Annotated in this window: 17 protein-coding genes; 9 read left to right on the top strand and 8 right to left on the bottom strand. The window is 44.7% G+C overall.

Annotated features, from left to right (window positions below):
- Positions 1–57: 57 nt before the first annotated feature.
- From nirD to ACS72_RS16135, 3 genes are read right to left on the bottom strand one after another with little or no spacing between them, the layout of a single operon-like run.
- Entirely contained in the window at positions 58–1,668 is a 1,611-nt protein-coding gene (gene nirD, locus ACS72_RS16145) for a nitrite reductase small subunit NirD (protein ID WP_048882714.1), read from the bottom strand.
- A gap of 24 nt (positions 1,669–1,692) precedes the next feature.
- The gene (gene nirB / locus ACS72_RS16140; protein ID WP_048882713.1) at positions 1,693–4,239 is read right to left on the bottom strand and encodes a nitrite reductase large subunit NirB; all 2,547 of its coding nucleotides are present in this window, start codon (positions 4,237–4,239) and stop codon (positions 1,693–1,695) included.
- A gap of 35 nt (positions 4,240–4,274) precedes the next feature.
- Positions 4,275–5,630 (bottom strand): MFS transporter, encoded by a 1,356-nt coding sequence (locus ACS72_RS16135; protein WP_171249884.1) that lies wholly within the window; start codon positions 5,628–5,630, stop codon positions 4,275–4,277.
- Positions 5,631–6,025: 395 nt separating this feature from the next.
- Between ACS72_RS16135 and ACS72_RS16130 the strand changes: the two genes are divergently transcribed.
- A complete protein-coding gene (locus ACS72_RS16130) occupies positions 6,026–6,604 on the top strand; it encodes an ANTAR domain-containing response regulator (RefSeq protein ID WP_048882711.1) in 579 nt (192 codons plus the stop codon).
- 10 nt (positions 6,605–6,614) lie between these two features.
- On the top strand, positions 6,615–7,619 hold the full coding sequence (locus tag ACS72_RS16125) for an ABC transporter substrate-binding protein (RefSeq protein ID WP_048882710.1): 1,005 nt from the start codon (positions 6,615–6,617) through the stop codon (positions 7,617–7,619).
- Between the two features lie 65 nt (positions 7,620–7,684).
- Here the strand turns inward: ACS72_RS16125 and mtlD are convergent, their stop codons facing one another.
- Positions 7,685–9,811 (bottom strand): bifunctional mannitol-1-phosphate dehydrogenase/phosphatase, encoded by a 2,127-nt coding sequence (mtlD, locus tag ACS72_RS16120; protein ID WP_048882709.1) that lies wholly within the window; start codon positions 9,809–9,811, stop codon positions 7,685–7,687.
- Positions 9,812–10,120: 309 nt separating this feature from the next.
- Between mtlD and ACS72_RS16115 the strand changes: the two genes are divergently transcribed.
- From ACS72_RS16115 to ACS72_RS16095, 5 genes are all read left to right on the top strand, one after another.
- Complete coding sequence (locus tag ACS72_RS16115; protein WP_048882708.1) at positions 10,121–11,065, top strand: ABC transporter permease; 945 nt, start codon at positions 10,121–10,123, stop codon at positions 11,063–11,065.
- Positions 11,065–11,946 (top strand): ABC transporter ATP-binding protein, encoded by an 882-nt coding sequence (locus tag ACS72_RS16110; RefSeq protein ID WP_048882707.1) that lies wholly within the window; start codon positions 11,065–11,067, stop codon positions 11,944–11,946. Before ACS72_RS16115 ends, ACS72_RS16110 begins: the two co-directional genes overlap by 1 nt.
- Before the next feature lie 77 nt (positions 11,947–12,023).
- Complete coding sequence (locus ACS72_RS16105; RefSeq protein ID WP_048882706.1) at positions 12,024–13,031, top strand: isopenicillin N synthase family oxygenase; 1,008 nt, start codon at positions 12,024–12,026, stop codon at positions 13,029–13,031.
- Positions 13,028–13,909, top strand: a complete 882-nt coding sequence (locus ACS72_RS16100) for a hypothetical protein (protein ID WP_048882705.1) — start codon at positions 13,028–13,030, stop codon at positions 13,907–13,909. Before ACS72_RS16105 ends, ACS72_RS16100 begins: the two co-directional genes overlap by 4 nt.
- An 8-nt stretch (positions 13,910–13,917) precedes the next feature.
- The gene (locus ACS72_RS16095; protein ID WP_048882704.1) at positions 13,918–14,247 is read left to right on the top strand and encodes a multidrug efflux SMR transporter; all 330 of its coding nucleotides are present in this window, start codon (positions 13,918–13,920) and stop codon (positions 14,245–14,247) included.
- Between the two features lie 68 nt (positions 14,248–14,315).
- On the opposite strand, the gene ACS72_RS16090 is transcribed toward ACS72_RS16095, so the two are convergent.
- From ACS72_RS16090 to ACS72_RS18955, 4 genes are read right to left on the bottom strand one after another with little or no spacing between them, the layout of a single operon-like run.
- Complete coding sequence (locus ACS72_RS16090; RefSeq protein ID WP_048882703.1) at positions 14,316–15,338, bottom strand: ABC transporter substrate-binding protein; 1,023 nt, start codon at positions 15,336–15,338, stop codon at positions 14,316–14,318.
- The gene (gene atzF / locus ACS72_RS16085) at positions 15,335–17,143 is read right to left on the bottom strand and encodes an allophanate hydrolase (protein ID WP_048882702.1); all 1,809 of its coding nucleotides are present in this window, start codon (positions 17,141–17,143) and stop codon (positions 15,335–15,337) included. The genes ACS72_RS16090 and atzF overlap by 4 nt, the downstream gene beginning before the upstream one ends.
- Positions 17,144–17,154: 11 nt before the next feature.
- A complete protein-coding gene (locus ACS72_RS16080) occupies positions 17,155–17,598 on the bottom strand; it encodes a CopG family ribbon-helix-helix protein (protein ID WP_004280384.1) in 444 nt (147 codons plus the stop codon).
- Positions 17,591–17,722: a hypothetical protein gene (locus tag ACS72_RS18955; protein WP_004647016.1), complete on the bottom strand. Its 132-nt coding sequence runs from the start codon at positions 17,720–17,722 to the stop codon at positions 17,591–17,593. The genes ACS72_RS16080 and ACS72_RS18955 overlap by 8 nt, the downstream gene beginning before the upstream one ends.
- A gap of 643 nt (positions 17,723–18,365) precedes the next feature.
- Between ACS72_RS18955 and ACS72_RS17765 the strand changes: the two genes are divergently transcribed.
- Together ACS72_RS17765 and ACS72_RS16075 are read left to right on the top strand one after the other, a co-directional pair.
- Positions 18,366–18,761 carry a transposase family protein gene (locus tag ACS72_RS17765; RefSeq protein WP_081405806.1) on the top strand — a complete coding sequence of 132 codons (396 nt, stop codon included), beginning with the start codon at positions 18,366–18,368 and terminating at the stop codon, positions 18,759–18,761.
- A partial coding sequence (locus tag ACS72_RS16075) for a transposase family protein (protein ID WP_048882701.1) occupies positions 18,709–19,081 on the top strand: 373 nt, incomplete at its 3' end. The genes ACS72_RS17765 and ACS72_RS16075, both read left to right, overlap by 53 nt.

Here is a 19,081-nt window from a genome sequence, read left to right as displayed (position 1 = left end):
GCACTCCATTTGAGGCTATGACATCCTTCTTATGAAGTACTAATTACAGAGATCTAATTACCCTGCTTTCTTTAATGCAAAATCCCGACCAAAAAGCAGCTTGTTACGAATCGTTGCAATTGGGGTTTGATCTGCAATTAGCTCGGCATACCAGGCACCATCCTCAGTATCACCAAACAGCACGGCACCAATGACTCTATCTTTTTGAATAATAATGCGTTTATAGATCTGACGTTTCTCATCATTTAGCACGATATCTTCAAAATCCTCTTTTGGCTCGAAGTCACCTGCCGAGAACACATCACAACCACTCACTTTCAGTTGAGTCGGAACGGTTGGCGCTTTAAAGGTCAAGCTTCCATGCTCAGCTAGGTGTGATGCACAAATGAACGCTTGGCCCCAAAGTGGTTCAACCAGACCAAAGGTTTGACCACGGTGCTCGATACATTCACCCACCGCATAAATACTTGGGTCGAAAGTCTGCATGGTGTCATTCACTAATACACCACGGTTACAACGTAAACCTGCGCTTTGTGCTAAAGCCATGTTTGGACGGATCCCCACGGCAAACACCACCAGATCACCATCCAGCACAGTCCCGTCTTTGAGTTTGACTTGAGTCACATGACCCTCTTCACCCATCAGGCATTCAGTATTGGCTTCGGTGATAATCCGGATGCCTTTGGCTTCGATTGACTTTTTCAGCATCTGGCTGGCTTTGCTGTCCAGCTGACGATCCATAATGCGATCCATCAGATGCAATACTGTGACATTCATGCCTTGCTGTTTTAGTCCATACGCTGCTTCCAGACCTAAAAGTCCTCCGCCAATGACTACGGCATTTTTTCGGGTTTTGCAGTAGTTCAGCATGTTGTTGACGTCATAAATGTCGCGGAAGCTCAGTACACCTGTTAAGTCACTCCCTGGAATTGGTGGAACAAATGGTTTGGAACCAGTCGCCAGAATCAGGCGGTCATAACTGATCACTTCGCCCTTTTCGGTATATACGTGTTTACGAGGACGGTCGATGCGAACCGCCGGATCACCGGCAATCAGACGGATGCCTTTGTCAGCATACCAGGCATGTGGATGCAGCATGATATCATCAATGGTTTTCTCACCCGAAAGTACTGGTGATAGCATAATACGGTTGTAGTTACCCCACGGTTCTTCACCAATCACAGTAATTTCATAACGGTCAGGTGCCATATCCAGCAGGTCTTCCAAACAACGCATACCAGCCAGGCCATTACCCACCAAAACCAGCTTCATCTTTTCCTGAGCAGTGCCATTATTGGTGATATAGGTTTTTTGAGGGGTCGGACTGATCCAGACTTTGCCATTTTCAATCTTGCTCGGAAATACCAGCAGCTTTTGGTCTTTATCTTCCAGACAGCGTCCGGTTGCCAGACTGAAATGCTGCTTGTAAATCGGTGAAGCGACGACGCGTTCCCCTTGCAGATCACCCAGAATCCCGCGTGAAATTACAAATGCTTTACTAAATGGATCCTGGTTACTTAAGGCATAAACACGCTTTTCATGACCTACACGGAACAAAGCAATTTGCTGATCTTCCACCAATGCCGCTACGCCAGTATTTGGGGTAATGTCATCCAGTGCACACACTTCGACCCAATTCAGTTCATTCATATCTTTTAAAATGGTCATCTTCTTTCTTCCTTATGCTTTGAATCAGGCTTCAACTACTGGGATACGTGTGATATCACGTTCAGCTTCAGTTTTCGGACGGATCTGGCCGCGTACTTCAGTAAATTGAACATGAGGATCATTCTGCAATTCAGCTTTGGCATTAATAAAGGTTTTAAAGCGCTTACGTACTTCAGGATCTTCAATCGCAGTACGCCATTCGTCCTGATAAGTACCCACCACATGCTGCATACGCTGTTCCAATTCAGCGGCCAGACCAAGCGAGTCATTCACGATGACATCTTTCAGATAATCCAGGCCACCTTCAAGGTTGTCACGCCATACCGAAGTACGTTGCAAACGATCTGCAGTCTGGATATAGAACATGAAGAAACGGTCGATATAGCGGATCAGGGTTTGAGTATCCAGGTCAGATGCCAGTAGTTCCGCGTGGCGTGGTTTCATACCGCCGTTACCGCAAACATATAGGTTCCAGCCTTTTTCAGTGGCAATCACGCCCACGTCTTTGCTTTGTGCTTCGGCACATTCACGGGTACACCCAGACACAGCCATTTTCAGTTTGTGTGGAGAACGCAGGCCTTTATAACGGTTTTCCAGGAAGATCGCCAAGCCAACCGAGTCATCTACGCCATAACGGCACCAGGTGCTACCGACACAAGATTTCACGGTACGTAAGGATTTACCGTAAGCATGACCCGATTCAAAACCGGCATTGATCAGTTTTTCCCAGATTTCCGGCAATTGATGCACTTGTGCACCAAACATATCGACACGTTGACCGCCTGTCAGTTTGGTATATAGGCCATATTCTTTAGCAATCTGACCAATCGCAATCAGGCCATCAGGCGTAACTTCACCACCCGCCATACGTGGCACGACTGAGTAAGAACCATCTTTCTGGATATTGCCCAGGTAGTAGTCATTACTGTCTTGCAAGCCAGCATGGCTTGGTTTCAAGACGAAATCATTCCAGCAAGATGCGAGAATGTTCGCTACTGTCGGTTTACAGATGTCACAACCCAGCCCATGTCCATGTTGATGAATCAGGTCATCAAACGTTTTGATTTCATTAACCCGAACCAGGTGATACAGCTCTTGACGTGAGTAAGCAAAATGTTCACACAAATGGTTATTCACCGTTACACCTTGGCGTTGCAACTCGGACTTCAATACTTGAGTGACGAGTGGCGCACAGCCACCACAGGCGGTTGCTGCTTTGGTGCATTTTTTCAGAGCGCCGAGTGAAGTTGAACCATCAGCAATCGCAGAGCAGATATCTGCTTTAGACACGTTATTACATGAACAGATGGTTGCACTGTCTGGAAGTAGATCCACACCACTACCGCCTGCTTTAGCAGTCGCCTGATCAAAGCCCGGCATAATCAGGCTTTCAGGATTCTCAGGTACAGCCAGCCCATTCAGCATCATTTGCAGCAGGTCGTTATATTCTTTGGCACAACCGACCAGTACTGCACCCAACAGTTTGGTCTTTTCGGCATTGACCACGATTTTCTTATAGACTTGAGCCGCTTCATCGGCGTAGAAGTAGCTCAGTGAACCTGGTGTCATGGCATGTGCATCACCCACCGAAGCAACATCTACACCCATCAGTTTCAGCTTGGTGCTCATGTCTGCACCAGCAAATGCTGCACATTCTTCTTGCAGCACATGCTTTGCAGCGATACGTGCCATGTCATAGCCTGGAGCCACCAGACCAAAAATCTTGTTATTCCAGAGTGCACATTCACCAATCGCGTAAATATCTGGATGAGAAGTCTGACAGTAATCATTGATCATGATTCCGCCACGTTCACCAATGGCCAGCCCGCTTTGACGTGCCAATTCATCACGTGGACGAATCCCTGCAGAGAACAGGATAATATCGGTTTCCAGTTCCGCACCATCACCAAACTTCATCACATGTTTGGCATTGGCACCGTCTTCAATAGATGAGGTTGCTTTTTGGGTATGAACTTTAACACCCAGATTTTCAATTTTTGAGCGTAAAACTTTTCCGCCAAGATCATCAATCTGGACTGCCATCAGACGTGGTGCAAATTCAACCACATGTGTTTCCAGATTTAGATCACGCAGGGCTTTGGCTGCTTCCAGACCCAACAGACCACCACCGATTACCACACCAGTTTTTGCATTTAAACTCGCTGCACGAATGGCATCCAGGTCTTCAATCGTACGGTAAACAAAACAATTTTCACGGTCATTCCCCGGGATTGGCGGAACAAAAGCATAGGAACCCGTTGCCAGAATCAGCTTGTCATAAGTTAACTCTTCACCATGCTGGGTAGTCACAGTACGAGTATGCTGATTGATTGAAACTGCTTTAGTGCCCAAGCGCAGGTCGATCCCATATGCATCCGCAAAGTCGCTACGGCAAAGGGTCAAATCTTTTGCTGATTTTCCACTGAAATATTCAGTTAAATGAACACGGTCATATGCCAAACGTGGTTCTTCAGCCAGAATAGTGATTTCAACCTCATCGCCCGCCTGTTCAAGTACAGATTCGATAAATTTGTGGCCCACCATGCCATGACCAATCATAATAATTTTCATATGTTTACTTCCTACTAATTTTAAAATATCTGGTATTAATTTTGCGCTTCAGCAAGGTTGCGATCCTGGATCGCCTGTTCAAACAGACGCTGCTCTTTTTCCTTATGCTCAACCGAGAAGCGGATCATTAGTACACAGCTCGCAGCAATCACTACCAGCCCACCCAGCACCATTAATGTGGTCTGGATATCCAGCATGCCTTTTAATAAGAAGCCTGCTGCAACTGCGCCTACGTTACCGCCTGCACCGATAATGCCCGCCACGCCACCCAGTGCATCACGATCAATAAATGGCACCAGCGCATAGGTCGCACCGCAGGCCATGTGGGTAAATAGGGCAAATACCGTCATGGTCAGGATTGCCAGCATTGCACTGTTCATTTGTGAGAACACTACCAGGAACACACCTTCCAGCAGGATCATCAGGAACAATACTTTGGTACGGCCATCCAGGCCTTTGCTTAGTGCGACTCTGTCAGATACGATGCCACCCAAGGCGCGTGCAAATAACGCCAGCAAACCAAAGATCCCCGCAGCCATACCCGCTTCTTTCAGGCCAAACTCGAAGTTTTCTACGTAGTACATTGCAACAATGTTATGAATGAAGATTTCGATACCGAAACAGGCAGCATAGGCACCAAACAGGATCCACACACGGTAGTTTTTCGCTGCATGCATCAGAATCGCCATGCCACCTTTTTTATCGCTGCCGACACTGACGCCTTGGGCACGTAATTCACTAAAGTTGCCTTGAGGACAGTCTTGAGTCAGTTTCCAGTACAGGAAGCCTACTATCACCATCATCACGCCTGGCACAATCAGTGCAATTCTCCAGCCCATTGCCTGTTCAACACCGAACATCACCAGGGCAGCCAGCATTAATGGCATCAATACCTGCGTGGCGCCACCACCTGCATTGCCCCAGCCTGCAGTTGTCGCATTTGCCGTACCTACGACATTTGGTGCAAACATAATGCTGGTGTGATATTGGGTAATCACGAAGCTGGCACCAATGGCACCAATCAATAAGCGGAAGAACAGGAAGGATTCGTAGCTATTAGAAGCTGCGACACCAAAGACAGGAATACTGCCGATGATCAGTAATGCAGAATAGGTTTTACGTGGACCGTATTTGTCACATAAAGGCCCCACAATCAGACGAACCAGAATAGTGATAGCAACTGCAGCAATATTGATATTGGCGATTTGTGCTTTGGTCAGATTGAATTCACCCGCAATGACCGGCATCAGCGGCGCACAGGCAAACCAGGCGAAGAAACAGACAAAGAATGCCAGCCAGCTCATGTGGAAGGCACGCATCGCTGCGCTGGAAAAACTGAATAGACTTATTTTTGTTGCTTTTTGAGCTTGTAAATTTGAAGACATGACCATCTTCCTCCAGAACTGAACGTTATAAATATCCTGGCCTGTGGCTTTGGCAGGTCAGAATCGAACAGAACGGACGTCATTGGCCGTCTAAATTTTCAGGTATAAGTCGCCTTTGACTCAATACTCTTATCTTGTTAAATACTTAGCAGGATCTATGCCAATTTTATAAAAAAAGGCTTTTTTACTTATTTTTTAAGGATAAAGCGCTAGCCCAACTTATTTATAGGCAGTGCAATCCCCTACGACATTGATGGAATTGCACTGTTTCAAAGCTTTTGCACAAAAAGGAATCATAAAAATACAGAAACCCCTATTTAACATTGCATAAGAATGGCGCAAAAATTGCATATAAATCCGTTCAAGATGTACCGATCATTGGATCAAAATAAAGCTGTAATATGCCAAAACTTAAAATTGCACTCATTGATGACAATGCCGAGCGTGCTGAATTTATTCAGGATTCATTGACTGCGCATGATTTTATCGTCGTTGCCTGCCTGATCGTCCACGATCTGAGTATGGCGCATGTCAAGAATCTGCAGGCAGATGTCATTCTATTGAATATGGATCACCCGCATCGAGACATTATCGAAAGTTGCGTGAGCCAGTATGAATTACCTACGGTTCTTTTTACCCAGAACTCCAATAAGGACACCATCAAAAGCGCGATTGATGCCGGTGTGACGGCGTATATTGTTGATGGTATCGATCCGAGCAAGCTGAATAGCATCATGGAGATTTCCATTGAGCAATTCCATAAGCATAAAAAACTGCTGAATGATCTCAAGGAAACCCAAGATAAGCTGGCAGACCGCCGTGACATCGACAAAGCTAAATCCTTGCTGATTCAACTGCATTCCATGAGCGAAGAACAGGCTTTTGCTCTGCTGCGAAAAAATGCCATGAGTCACCGCATAACTTTGGGTGAAATGGCAAGGCGTCTGCTGGATGCACAAAAACTGTTATCGGGCAAATAAGGAGAAGAAAATGTCTGAACTGGAACAGCATGAAATTAATATCGGCTTTATTCCTTTGCTCGATTGTGTCGCAATCTTATGGGCGGAAAAACAGGGTTATTTTCAGGAACAAGGTTTAAATGTGAACTTGATCCGGGAAGCTTCATGGGCCAGTCTGCGTGACCGTCTGGCTTATGGTTTCCTTGATGTCGCGCACTGCCTGTCTGCGATGTTGCCAGCCGCGGCACTTGGTCAGGATCAACTGAAAGCCAATCTGCAAACGCCTTTGGTGCTCAGTATTAATCAGGCCTTTATAAGTCTGCGCCAGGATCTTTGCTATGCGCTGGATTTACATCCGGATGTCGATGAAAAAACCAGTTCGCAAAAAGTCGTGCAAGCCCTGAAAGAAAATAAACGTGTGAATCTGGCGCATGTATATAAATATTCAATCCATCATTTCTGTTTACGTGAATGGCTGGCATTGACCGATCCAGATTTGGCTAAAAACTTTCATATGCTAACCTCGCCACCGCCCTCGATGGTGAAAGGTATTGCCCAACATGTCTTTGATGGCTTTTGTGTGGGTGAGCCGTGGAATATACAGGCACAGATTGAAGGTCATAGTTTTATTGTGGCCTCCAGCCCAAATATTATTCCTGCAGTGGCAGACAAAGTACTAGCAGTCTGTCAGGAGTGGGCAGAACAACATCCACTGACCTTAAAAGCTTTAGTGACTGCGATTCAGAAAGCCCAGGCCGATTTGCAACAGAGAACTGACCTGTCTGAAGTCTGGGAGATGCTGGTCGATTATAAGATTATCCAGTTTGAATGTTCTGATCATCAGCATGTTTATGACTTCCATAAGATTCAGACAATTATCCGTAATATGCATGGTGAAAGTGCCCAACCCAAACTGGAAGATTTTAGCTGGCTCTTGCAGCAAATGGAAAAATGGGAAAATATTGAAATGACCGCAGCCGAGAAAAAACAGATTGCGCAATCCTGTATTTATCAGCAAGAAGCAACCGCTGTTTAAAACATTATCTATTCTCATAAAAAAGACCCAGAAAAATTTTGGGTCTTTTTAATTTAATACTTTATTTAGCTGAATGCCTGTTGTAAATTCAGTTGCATAAATTTCTGCAAGGACAGTTTTCCAGCAATGATCTGATTGATGAATTGTGCCATTTCGTCATACAACATCTCATAGAGCTGCGGTTCTAATGCCATATGTCTTAATTGGATCTGCAAATGCATTAAAAGTTCCTGCTGCTCGCATTCGCCCTGCTCCAGAGCATAGACATAACCGAGCACTGCTCCTTTTAAAACCACATCAAAAGGCAAGCTATATTTGAGCAAGGTCGCCAACGAGCCCATCACCCGCTCATTGTGCTCAAGTTTTCTGAGGGGTTCACGACCTACACGTGCGCATGGGTCCTGATAAGCATGGGCACAAGATTCACTAAAGCTTTGAGCCAGACGTTCCAGATCTGAGGCATGTTTTGGAATCTGGTAACATAGACTATGTTTCACTTGAGCTAAGGACTGGTGCATAAATTTTCTGACTGCCTGATCTGACATGGCAATCCCAATAGTCGGATGTCCACGCAGGCTGGCATACCAGGCCATCATCGCATGTACGCCATTCCATAAGCGGTTTTTAATCACCTGGATATTGGCAATATCATCCACCAGAATCATCTGCCGCATTTTCGCCAGTAAGGGACTGTTATTTTCTACATAAATCGGCATATCCGTTTCAGCATTAAACAGAATCAGATCCATCGAATGCAGGATATGACTCGGCTGGAAGTTACGGCGCAGGTCTTCTATATATAGACCTGCCTGATGTTCCTGCTCGGCATTCAATGCGGTTGAATCATCCAGATCAACGGTGGACAGATCTTCATCTAGCTGGTACTGCTTGAACATGTTGTATTTAATGCGCAACTGACGATACAGTTTCTGGTCTGATAGCTTGGACACCATACGGTTGACCACGGTGTCACAGAAGTAATGCTGATCCATAATCTTCTGTGCAGTCTGTTCATCGGTAATCCGTCGCAGACTGTTCAGAATCTGCTGTATCACCTTCTGTTTAGCACCGATTTTATTCAGGATAATGAGCACTGTCAGTGGTTGATCCTGCTGCTCATAAGTCAGATAACGTGCGTATAAACCTTGTGCAATGACCTCCGCTTCAGAAACCAGTGCTTCCTCAGGTACGCAAATGGCAACCAGACTGGATTCAATATACATGTTCTGCATCTGTTCCAGATCATGTGCATCAATCACGCTCATATTTTCAATACGCTGATCAAACGAATTCTGTCCATAGCGGATACAATAAGTACCAAAAGCATTGACGCTTGATTGATACAGCGGATTACGTGTCGAAGCAATTATTTTGCGCGGACGAGTGTATCCATCCCAGTGTGATAATACCTGAGCCAGATAACCGCCCCCAATTGCACCAAAACCGTGTATCCCGACCGTCAACTGATTCAGTGTTTGCGGAAAAGCCGTCTGTAGTTCTGGCATGTCCAGAACGGGCACAAACTGGTTTAATTCCGTCAAGAAATCTTCGACCGTTTCATAATAATACTGGGCTTGTGCCAGCATCGATTCATTCGGTGTTTTGATGTCTTTGAAAAGCACCGTCATCCCGCCTGCATCATAGGCAGAGCGCAGACCATTTTCAGAATCTTCAAACATCAGGCACTGGGCCGGACTTAAATTGATTTTTTCGGCTGCACTGATAAAAATTTCCGGATGAGGTTTCCCCTGTTTAATCTCATCGCCACAGACCAGTACATCAAAAAACTTATAGACATTGGCATTGATTAAATATTCTTCTGCGATCGCACGTCGGCTTGAGGTGGCTACCGCCATTTTCAGACCAGCTTTGCGCAGGCGTTCCAGCACTTGTAATAAACCTTTTTTAATCGGAACGCCGTATTGACGCACGTGCTCCAGTTCCAGCACATCGGCACGTTGACGAATCTCGGCATAAGGTACATCTTCTCCATAACGCTCTTTAGCCAATTGCTCTGCACTACGAGCACTAAGGCCCAAACACTGCATTAAATAACTTTCAGAAAATTCAATGCCAATCAGCTCACGTGAAGCTTGTTGCAAGGTTTGAAAGCGCAAGCGTTCGGTATCAAACATGGTTCCATCCATATCGAAAATTGCACCGTGTACGATTTGATTTTTAAATTCTAGCATTGCTCCCCTTTTATAATTCAATGAGTTAAGAAGTGAGCAATACCTTAAAGAAAAACAAAACTAAATTAAACCAATGTAAAGATATGAAATAGTTTGGATCAAAAAATAACCAATAAAGACTGAAATGCTATGTTTTATGTTTTTATACGTAACCAGAAGGTTAATTTAAGTAAGTCAAAAACTTTATTTTTTAATGATTTTTGAATATCAGATTCTTTTATCAAATTGAAGATTTTAGTTAATCGTGGCATCCATTTTGCTTAGTCAGTATTACGTTTTATAAAATTTATAATATTGAGGGGCAACACTATGAGTTACGTTGCACGTGAACCCAGTCAAAGAAATAAGTTACTGTTTGGCTTGGGGTCGTTTTTAATACCAATTCTCATCTGGTGTGCAGTCAGCTATTTGCCATTTATCTGGCATCCACAAGTCCAGATTACGGATTCAGGTAGTGTTGCCTATTTACAGGTGGATAGTCGTATTGATAAAAACCTGTTTTTTTCTGCTGCCCAGTCTGCGGTAGATCTGGGTCTTGCCCCACCGCAAGGTATTCTGGTGAATCCGATTTATCTGCCTGCACCTCATGAAGTTGCCATTGCTTTGGTCACAGCTTTTACCACGGAGCCGGCTCAGGCCAATGCGCCCTGGTTTCATGAAAGTCTGTGGCACAGTATCAAACTGGTGTTTACTGCGTTCTTTATTTCTTCCCTGGTCGGTATTCCACTGGGTATTTTATGTGGATTCTCCAATAAAATTTCCCAGCTGACCGAGCCCTTTGTTGAATTTTTCCGTTATCTGCCTGCTCCGGCCTTTGGTGCACTGGCAGTGGCAATTCTGGGCATTAATGATGCACCAAAAATTGCCATCATTGTGATTGGAACCCTGTTCCAGCAAATCCTGATCATTGCCAATACCACACGTCTGGTGGATCGCAGCCTGATTGAAGCCGGTTTTACCCTAGGCACCAATAAACTCAAAAGTCTGTTACATGTGGTGATTCCTGCAGCCCTGCCTGAAATTTACCGCAATCTGCGAGTACTGCTGGGTTGGGCATGGACTTACTTAATCGTGGCTGAATTGATCGGCAGTACCTCCGGAATTACCTGGTTTATTACCCAGCAAGCCCGCTATCAGAACTTTGATAATGTCTTTGCCGCGATCCTGATTATCGGTGTGATTGGTCTGCTTTGTGATGTGATCTTGATGAAATTGGGACAACGCTTATTTAAATGGAAACCGGGAGCTAACTGATGCAAAACACTGAATTTAATACCCGCGAATACTTTGACAAGATTTATAGCCGTCCGGTGATTCTGGAAGCGAAGCAACTGACACAAAAATTCAGTCATGGCAAAACTGAACGTACGGTTTTAAATGCTCTAGATTTGAAAATTCATAAGCGTGAGTTCATCTGTGTGATTGGGCCTTCCGGTTGCGGCAAGTCAACCTTTAGCCGTGTAGTCGCCGGACTGGATCCTTATAGCAGTGGTGAGATTCTGGTGGATGGCCAGCCGATTACCGGCCCAAGTCCGGAGCGTGGCATGGTGTTTCAGGGCTATACCCTGTTTCCATGGAAAACCGTCAAGGAAAATGTCATGTTTGGTCCGCGCATGAAAGGCCAAAGTAGTGCAGCGGCTGAAGCACAGGCACGTGAATGGATCAATATTATTGGTCTGGAAAAGTATGAAAACCAGTATCCGCATGAGCTGTCTGGCGGGATGAAACAGCGTGTCGCGATTGCCCGGGCTTTAGTCAATGAACCGAAAATCCTGCTGATGGATGAACCTTTTGGTGCACTTGATCCGCATACCCGGCAAAAAATGCAACGTCACCTGATGGACCTGTGGCAAAACATTGATATCACCATCATTTTTGTGACTCACGATATGGATGAAGCCATTCTTTTGGCCGACCGGATTGTAGCACTGAAAGCCAATCCGGGTGAAATCAAGGAAATTATTGAAGTTGATCTACCTCGTCCACGCCATCCAGACGTCATACTTAGTCCTGAATTTAAACAGTTAAGACAACGTGTCGATTATCTGGTGCATGCTGAAGAAGATGAACTGGATCCGGCACTGGCAGAACTGCCGGTTATTCCGCGTATGACCAAGGTCAGCAGCAATAAATAATCTTGTTCAAAATGCCTTTGGGACGACCCGAAGGTTTTAATCGCTGTGTTGGACGACCAACATAAGAGGTGATTGTCATGCAAGCGCAATATGTACTCCCACTGGTTGATATTTCAAAATTGCAAAGTCCGGATTTAGCCGATCGTGTAGAAGTAGCAAATGCTCTGGATCATGCCTGTAAAGAAGTTGGATTTCTCTATCTGCAAGGTAGCCAGTTTAATTTTGACTACGCTAAAACCCTGATTGAAATGGCCCAGTCCTATTTTTCTCAGGATCTGGACACCAAAATGCAGCACTATATTGGCAAATCAAAAAACCATAGTGGCTATGTGCCGATTGGCGAAGAACAGTTTGCCGGCAACAGTTATGATTTAAAAGAAGCCTATGATGTCAATTATGATTATCAGGGGGTAAGAAAAGACTGTCCTTTACTGGGGCCAACCTTATGGCCAGACCATCCGGATTTCAAGTTTATTGTCAGCCAATACTATAGTCATCTGCGTGAAATCAGCCAGCAGATTTTTTCTGCCTTTGCACTGGCATTGGGCGTTCGCGAGGACTTTTTCGCAAGCAAAATTACTGATGCACCAAGTCAGCTACGCTTGATTCATTATCCCTATAATCCGGAAGTGAAAGATGCCGAAGGCATTGGCGCACATACCGATTACGAATGCTTTACCTTGCTGTTACCCACCGCACCCGGCTTACAGGTTTTGAATAAAGCCGGTGAATGGATCGACATTCCACTGATTGAAAATACACTGGTGATGAATATCGGTGACATGATGGAAATTCTGTCAAATGGTAAATATCTCGCCACCAAGCACCGCGTGAAAAAGGTCTCGGAAGAACGTTATTCGTTTCCGCTGTTTTGCGCCTGCAATTATGACACCGTGATTGAACCGGTTATTCATACTGAAAATTCCAAATATTCTGCCCTGATTGGAGGTGAACATCTGTTTAATCAGACCGCTCAGACCTTTCAATATTTAAAACAGCGCGTTGCTAGCGGTGAACTGATCTTAAAAAATGCTGTACCACTTTCCTCTTTTGGACTTGAAGAACAGGTGGAGACAGCATCATGAATCTGTTTGAAGTGATTAAAACTTTAAAGCCTACTATCCCTCAGCCAGAGATTATTCCGGGTTTTTTATACGGTGCTTTCCGGCGTAAAAGTATCAGTTTTTATAATGGTCTGACCGATGAAAATACCATCGTGTACTGGTTCCAATCACGCAGTTTTACCATTGATCTGCGTCTAAAAAGCCAGACGGGAACTGCTGTTCAGCAACGCCAAGGCTGGATTGGCAATACGCTTTGGGATAGCGCTAGCCAACTCTTGTCCTGGGAAGTGAAAGACTACGCCAATTATCAGAATCATGTGCAGTGGCCGGAACCAGCCAAGCTACATGCGATTGGCAACTGCATACTGGAATTTTCTCCAAGCAATGTCTATGTCGAAGACTGGCGCCAGCAGGTACAGCACGGTTTATTTTTAGGCCTGAGGCTTCAGTCTGCATTTGATGTTCAATCGGGTCAGACACTGGAAATGGATGGTGGCCTGATTATTTGCGCTGATCATATTGCTTATGCCCTGACGCGTTTGCCTGAAGTGCAAAGTGCAGTCGCTCAAATGGATTTGAAAGCAGTCAATCCGACCGTGTTCGCCTTGGTAGAAAGTTTTGAAGTTTCTATCGGGACTGATGGCCAAGCTAAAACTTACAGCACCCGCACAAGCGAAACAGGCAAAGCCTTTAAGCTGGAAAATTTTGAAGTTCTCAATGAAAGCAGTCTGGTTCAGCATGTCATTTTAGATGGTCGCAACATTGACCTGATTTTTGAGCTGGATATATACCAGCCGGATTACCAGTTTCAATATGCAACCCCCACGACTACACAAGCTAAAAGCTGGCTGAAGTCAGAACAGGATCACCTGATGCAGCATGCAGCACGGGTGTTATAGGGAGAAATATGTCTTTTTTATATCTTTCAATTGCCATTATTGCAGAAGTCATTGCAACTTCTGCATTGAAAGCTTCCAATGGTTTTAGCGTGCTCTGGCCTTCACTTGCCACCATTGCCGGTTATGCCGTTGCCCTGTTTTTCCTGTCACTGACCATGAAAACCATTCCGATGGGCATTGCCTATGCAATCTGGTCTGGTGCCGGCATTATCCTGATTTCAACGGTTGGCCTCTTGGTATTTAAACAGCAACTGGATCTTCCCGCGCTGATCGGTCTGACGTTTATGATCATTGGCATTATTTTTATCAATGTCTTTTCCAAAAGTACGCAGCTTTAATTTTTTAATACTCATCTGACCAATAAAAAATCCCCAGACCGGGGATTTTTTAAGCACGAGATCAGGCTTTATTGCAGCTCTTGTACCAGCGTTGGAACAATCACGCCATCCACATTCATTTCAGTCGTATAAATGCCGTTGGCCACATTGAACTTGTTCACATGGTAGCTGGAGCCATAGATCGAGTCGAAACCATCACCTTTGGTAAAGACTTTCTTGTTGGCGGCCAGATCAAGTAAATGCGTGCCATCAATGAACTGCATATAGGTTTTCGCATCGACCCCGACACGTTTAGACATGATCTGTGCGGCATCTTCACGAGTCGCCGGATCATTGATGTATTTGACGGTTTTATCCCAGACCTGAATCACCTTTTTCCATTGCTCTTTATTGGCTTCCAGATGGGCAGGATTCACGGTCAAGGTATCGTAGATTAATCCCGGCTTGTCTTTAGAGGTGAAAATGATTTTTGAACCGGCCACTGCAGATAGAGCCTGATTTGCCACTGGCTGCCATACTGCAATCGCATCAATATCAGGAGTGGCAAACACCTGTGGCAATTCATTGGTCATGGTATTGACCAGTTTGACCTCATTCATGCCAATTTTGGCATCATCCAGTGCAGTGGACAGTAACAAGTGATCGACGAGGCCTTTTTCAGTCGCAACTGTTTTACCGCGCAGATCCTGAATCGAATTAATACCATTCTTGGCAATAATTACATCATTCCCGGCCGAATAATCGGTCGCCATGATCATCACGCCTTTGGTCCCGCCAGAGCCAGTGACCAGATTATCACCATTGGTGACCATGACTGCATCCAGCTGGTTGGCAGCAAAAGCTGAAAGTGAAGCAGAATAGTCAAACCATTTAAAATCGGCATTAACTCCGGCATCTTTCAGCCAGCCTTTTTCAATCGCCACCTGCCAGGCCACAAATCCCGGCCAGTCACTATAACCAATCCGGATGGGCTGAGTAGTCAAACTCCCTTCTGCCTTGGCATTTGGTTCAGGTACTTTAGCGGTATTGTCACAACCGCTTAAAAGGATTGCAGACAGTACGGAAACGGACATCAGTGCTTTTTTGATCATTTTGCGACTTCCCCTATGCATTCACATTTAAATTTGGTATTTGAAAGTTGTTTAGATTTTATAAATTCGCGCCAGCCACCGAAATGACTGATATCTGTTGCATCTTCAAGTGCATAGCCTTCACAGATAAAGCCTTTGACCCAAGTACCATCAATCAGCTGGACATTACCGATCCCCAAAGGTGCCGGCACTTCTGCAACAATGTCTCCGAACAGTGCACGCGGAATGTCCCAGACCTCTACTTCAATTGAAAAACCTTTCGCGTTGTATTGCAGGCCAGGTTTTGGCGGTGTCGTATTTTTTAAAGCATAGAGTTTGTAATGCGAAGCAGTCCGGGTCTGCTTGATCAGGGTGCCACTGCGTGTGGTCAGCTGAAAATTCAGAGGCATACCGGTCAGATGTGCTCCGACGACAGCCAGTTTGACGCTGTGCCCCGATGAGATTTCAGTTGTTTTTTCATAGCTAAGTTCAGAGGTGCCTAGCTTTAACTGGCTCGATTGCTGCCATTTTTGCCCGAATTTGGCCAGTGCTTCATCCATCCAGGCTGGCGCAATAAAGGTCACACCCGTTGGAAGACCATCGGCACGAATACTATTTGGTAATGCCAAAGCCGACAGATCGGCAAAATTGACAAAATTGGTATAAGCGCCCATATGGCTGTTTTTCACCAGAGGATCCGCTTCTACATCTGCAATGCGATAAATGGTGGGTGCAGTAGGCACCATCAAGGCATCAAATGATTCAAGTGCCACATTAATTTTTCTGGCCAATTGAGCACGTTCATATTCATCCTGCATGGCATCGACCGCACTGAACCGGTCTGCCTGCGCAATAATCTGGCCAATTACCGGATGGGTCTGCTCACGTTGCACCATTTTTTCCACGGCACTGGTACGTTCAGCCACCCAAGAGCGATTGTAAAGTGCAGTCGCCAGTTGTTGAAATGGAGCAAAATTAATCGGCTCAACCGTATAACCCAAGCTTTGTACACGTGCGATCGCCAGATTAAACGCTTTTTCAGTTTCAGCATCGCCATAAAATTCCAGTGTATCCGGAATGGCAATTTTCCCTTTTGAAAATTGGCTCGGTACATTTTGAGGATGCGTTCTGGAATACTCATCGCTGGCATCATAGCCCTGCATGACTTGCGCCACCTGCCAGGCATCATCCACCGTTAAGGCAAAAATCGAAATTACATCGATGGTGCGACAAGCCGGAATCAGGCCAGTAGTCGAGAACCAGCCTTTGGTCGGTTTGAGTCCGACAATATTATTGTGCCCTGCTGGTATACGTCCTGAACCTGCAGTATCTGTACCCAGACTGAATGGCACTAATCCATTGGCTACCACTACACTGGAACCTGAACTCGAACCACCACTGATATATTCAGGATTAAAGCTGTTCTTCACGGCGCCGTATGGGGAACGCACACCGACCAGACCCGTCGCAAACTGATCTAGATTGGTTTTACCCACGACAATCGCGCCGGCAGCTTTTAATTTGGCTACTGCTGTTGCATCGGAAGTCGCCAGATAAGCTGCCTCTTTACATGCTGCTGTGGTATAGAACCCTGCAACATCAATATTGTCTTTGACTGCAAATGGCACCCCATAAAGTGGCAAGCTTGCACTATCTGCGCCAGTCAATGCATCAATTTGTGCCTGTAATTGTGCTGCTGTTGCAATTGAAATCCAGGCATGATCGTCATTATTCAATCCGGCAACATACTCAATCAGGTCACTAAGCTGGATATTGTTATTCTGGTAGGCGTGTTGCCAGTCCTGTACAGTCCATAAGTTGTGCACAGCTGTTCTCCTTAAGTGTGTTCGGTATTTTGTGGAATGGGTGGCATGACGGCATCCATCAGTTCGAGATGCCCTTTAATCACGCCTTTCAGTGCAATAAATTGTTCGCTTATTTCTTTCAGGTCACTGCTCGCGCCCTGCATCAGCATGACTTGCAGAATTTTTTCATCATCCAGCTGGATATGCAGTGAATTGATCACTTGTGCCAGATACTGCTGTTGCAGATCGACCAGTTGACTGCGCAGCGGTTTCAGACTGACGTCATAGAGCAAGGTAAGTGTGCCAACCATGACTTCATCGCGAATCACCAGATCATCAATCAGGTGGCGGTTAATCATGTCGACTATGGCCTGCGAGCGGCTTTCATAGTGCTGCTCGACAATTTTTTGATCCATTGCATGTAGCGTGGTTTCTGGCACGGTAATACTGATCCGTGCCAATTTTTGTTTAGGCACGATGTTGATCCTTGGGTTGGTATTGGGAAGACTGTTTAATGTGAAAGCCTGCGCGTACGCTGAGCAGCTCAACCAGAAAGTGAAGCCATGGATGCATTTTTTTATTTGATGTCGGATTGTTCATGTGCATCTCCTGTGGATATTACAAAACCAAAATTTCGTATTACTTAGGAAAATGCAGAAAGCGTGCCAGTTTTTAGTTATTTGGATGAAGTGAATAAACTTATATAAAAGGGCGAAAAAAAGCCCCATAACATTGAAATGGGGCTTGTTCTAAAGCAAAAATAAGTTTTGTATTTCACCGGTTTATTCCATTTAGATTGCTCATGTCCTCGCTATTCTTTTTATACATGAATGGTTAACCGATGTTTGTAATGAGTGATCAAGTGTTTTGTTCTCCTCTATTTATAGTTGTATATAAATAAAAGCATAAAGTGTGCCAACTTATTTTTTATAAATAAAATTATCTAAAACAGTTATTTATTAAAATAAAAAGTGCTTAAAAATATTGGTCAAATGTTTATGCGCCAAGAGTGAACAGATTTGCACCAAAACGATATCGTTTGAAATAAAGTTATTGAGTAATATCTCTTTTCTGCTCATGATTAGGAAATTGTAAAATGTGGTGGTGATAGAACTATCAAAAATTGGATCGGTATTCAATTTAAAGAATTATCTAATAGATCTCTTTCATAAATCAAAAAACGATCTTCTTTTTGGTTAATATTTGCACTCCGGATTTCTTGGCATTCGTGCATAATCTGCGGATGAAATACATCGATTCAAACAAGCTCTCTGATCCTCAGTTCAAGCGATACACAGGCATCTCATGGTCAACTTTCTATTTGATGGTTGAGCAATTGCAGAAGCATGTCTCTGCCAAAGGCAGACCGCCCAAGTTAAGCCTGGAGGATCAGGTTCTGCTCTGTCTGAGCTATTGGCGGGAATACCGAACCTTATTTCACGTTGCGACGAGTTACGGGATTTCAGAGCCCACAGCCTCAAGAATTGTCCGTCATGTTGAAGACTGCCTGATTCGGTCCAATCTGTTTAATTTACCCAAAGATTTACCCGAGGGCGAAGGCATCGACTGGAATGTTGTGATCGTGGATGCCACGGAAATTCCAATCCAAAGGCCTAAAAAAACAGAAGAAAAGCTATAGCGGCAAGAAAAAGACCCATACCTTTAAAGTACAGGCCATGATTCACTACAAAACTCAGCAAATTCTGAGTTTATGTACCAGTCGCGGTGCAGTGCATGATTTCGAGTTGTTCAAACGCAATTTAAACCAGATTCCTTTTAAGGCTTTTATCCTTGCAGATAAAGGCTATCAGGGGATTTATGTGTTGTATCCGAATAGCCTGTTACCATTAAAAGCCAAAAGACACTGTAAATTAGATCCTGAATTGAAAATCTATAATCAAGAAATCAATAAAAGAAAAATCGGAATTGAGCATGTATTTGGCAGCCTGAAAACCTTCA

The sequence above is a fragment of the Acinetobacter sp. VT 511 genome (genome assembly GCF_001077515.1).
GTDB classification, from domain to species: Bacteria; Pseudomonadota; Gammaproteobacteria; order Pseudomonadales; family Moraxellaceae; genus Acinetobacter; species Acinetobacter schindleri.
Note: the sequence above shows the minus strand (reverse complement) of the source record. Positions and strands in the feature narration are given on the sequence as shown.

Bases quoted from the DNA above. Each gene is read 5' to 3' on its own strand.
- nirD (WP_048882714.1), bottom strand. From the start codon at position 1,668: ATGACCATTTTAAAAGATATGAATGAACTGAATTGGGTCGAAGTGTGT.
- nirB (WP_048882713.1), bottom strand. From the start codon at position 4,239: ATGAAAATTATTATGATTGGTCATGGCATGGTGGGCCACAAATTTATC.
- ACS72_RS16135 (WP_171249884.1), bottom strand. From the start codon at position 5,630: ATGGTCATGTCTTCAAATTTACAAGCTCAAAAAGCAACAAAAATAAGT.
- ACS72_RS16130 (WP_048882711.1), top strand. From the start codon at position 6,026: ATGCCAAAACTTAAAATTGCACTCATTGATGACAATGCCGAGCGTGCT.
- ACS72_RS16125 (WP_048882710.1), top strand. From the start codon at position 6,615: ATGTCTGAACTGGAACAGCATGAAATTAATATCGGCTTTATTCCTTTG.
- mtlD (WP_048882709.1), bottom strand. From the start codon at position 9,811: ATGCTAGAATTTAAAAATCAAATCGTACACGGTGCAATTTTCGATATG.
- ACS72_RS16115 (WP_048882708.1), top strand. From the start codon at position 10,121: ATGAGTTACGTTGCACGTGAACCCAGTCAAAGAAATAAGTTACTGTTT.
- ACS72_RS16110 (WP_048882707.1), top strand. From the start codon at position 11,065: ATGCAAAACACTGAATTTAATACCCGCGAATACTTTGACAAGATTTAT.
- ACS72_RS16105 (WP_048882706.1), top strand. From the start codon at position 12,024: ATGCAAGCGCAATATGTACTCCCACTGGTTGATATTTCAAAATTGCAA.
- ACS72_RS16100 (WP_048882705.1), top strand. From the start codon at position 13,028: ATGAATCTGTTTGAAGTGATTAAAACTTTAAAGCCTACTATCCCTCAG.
- ACS72_RS16095 (WP_048882704.1), top strand. From the start codon at position 13,918: ATGTCTTTTTTATATCTTTCAATTGCCATTATTGCAGAAGTCATTGCA.
- ACS72_RS16090 (WP_048882703.1), bottom strand. From the start codon at position 15,338: ATGATCAAAAAAGCACTGATGTCCGTTTCCGTACTGTCTGCAATCCTT.
- ACS72_RS18955 (WP_004647016.1), bottom strand. From the start codon at position 17,722: ATGAACAATCCGACATCAAATAAAAAAATGCATCCATGGCTTCACTTT.
- ACS72_RS17765 (WP_081405806.1), top strand. From the start codon at position 18,366: ATGAAATACATCGATTCAAACAAGCTCTCTGATCCTCAGTTCAAGCGA.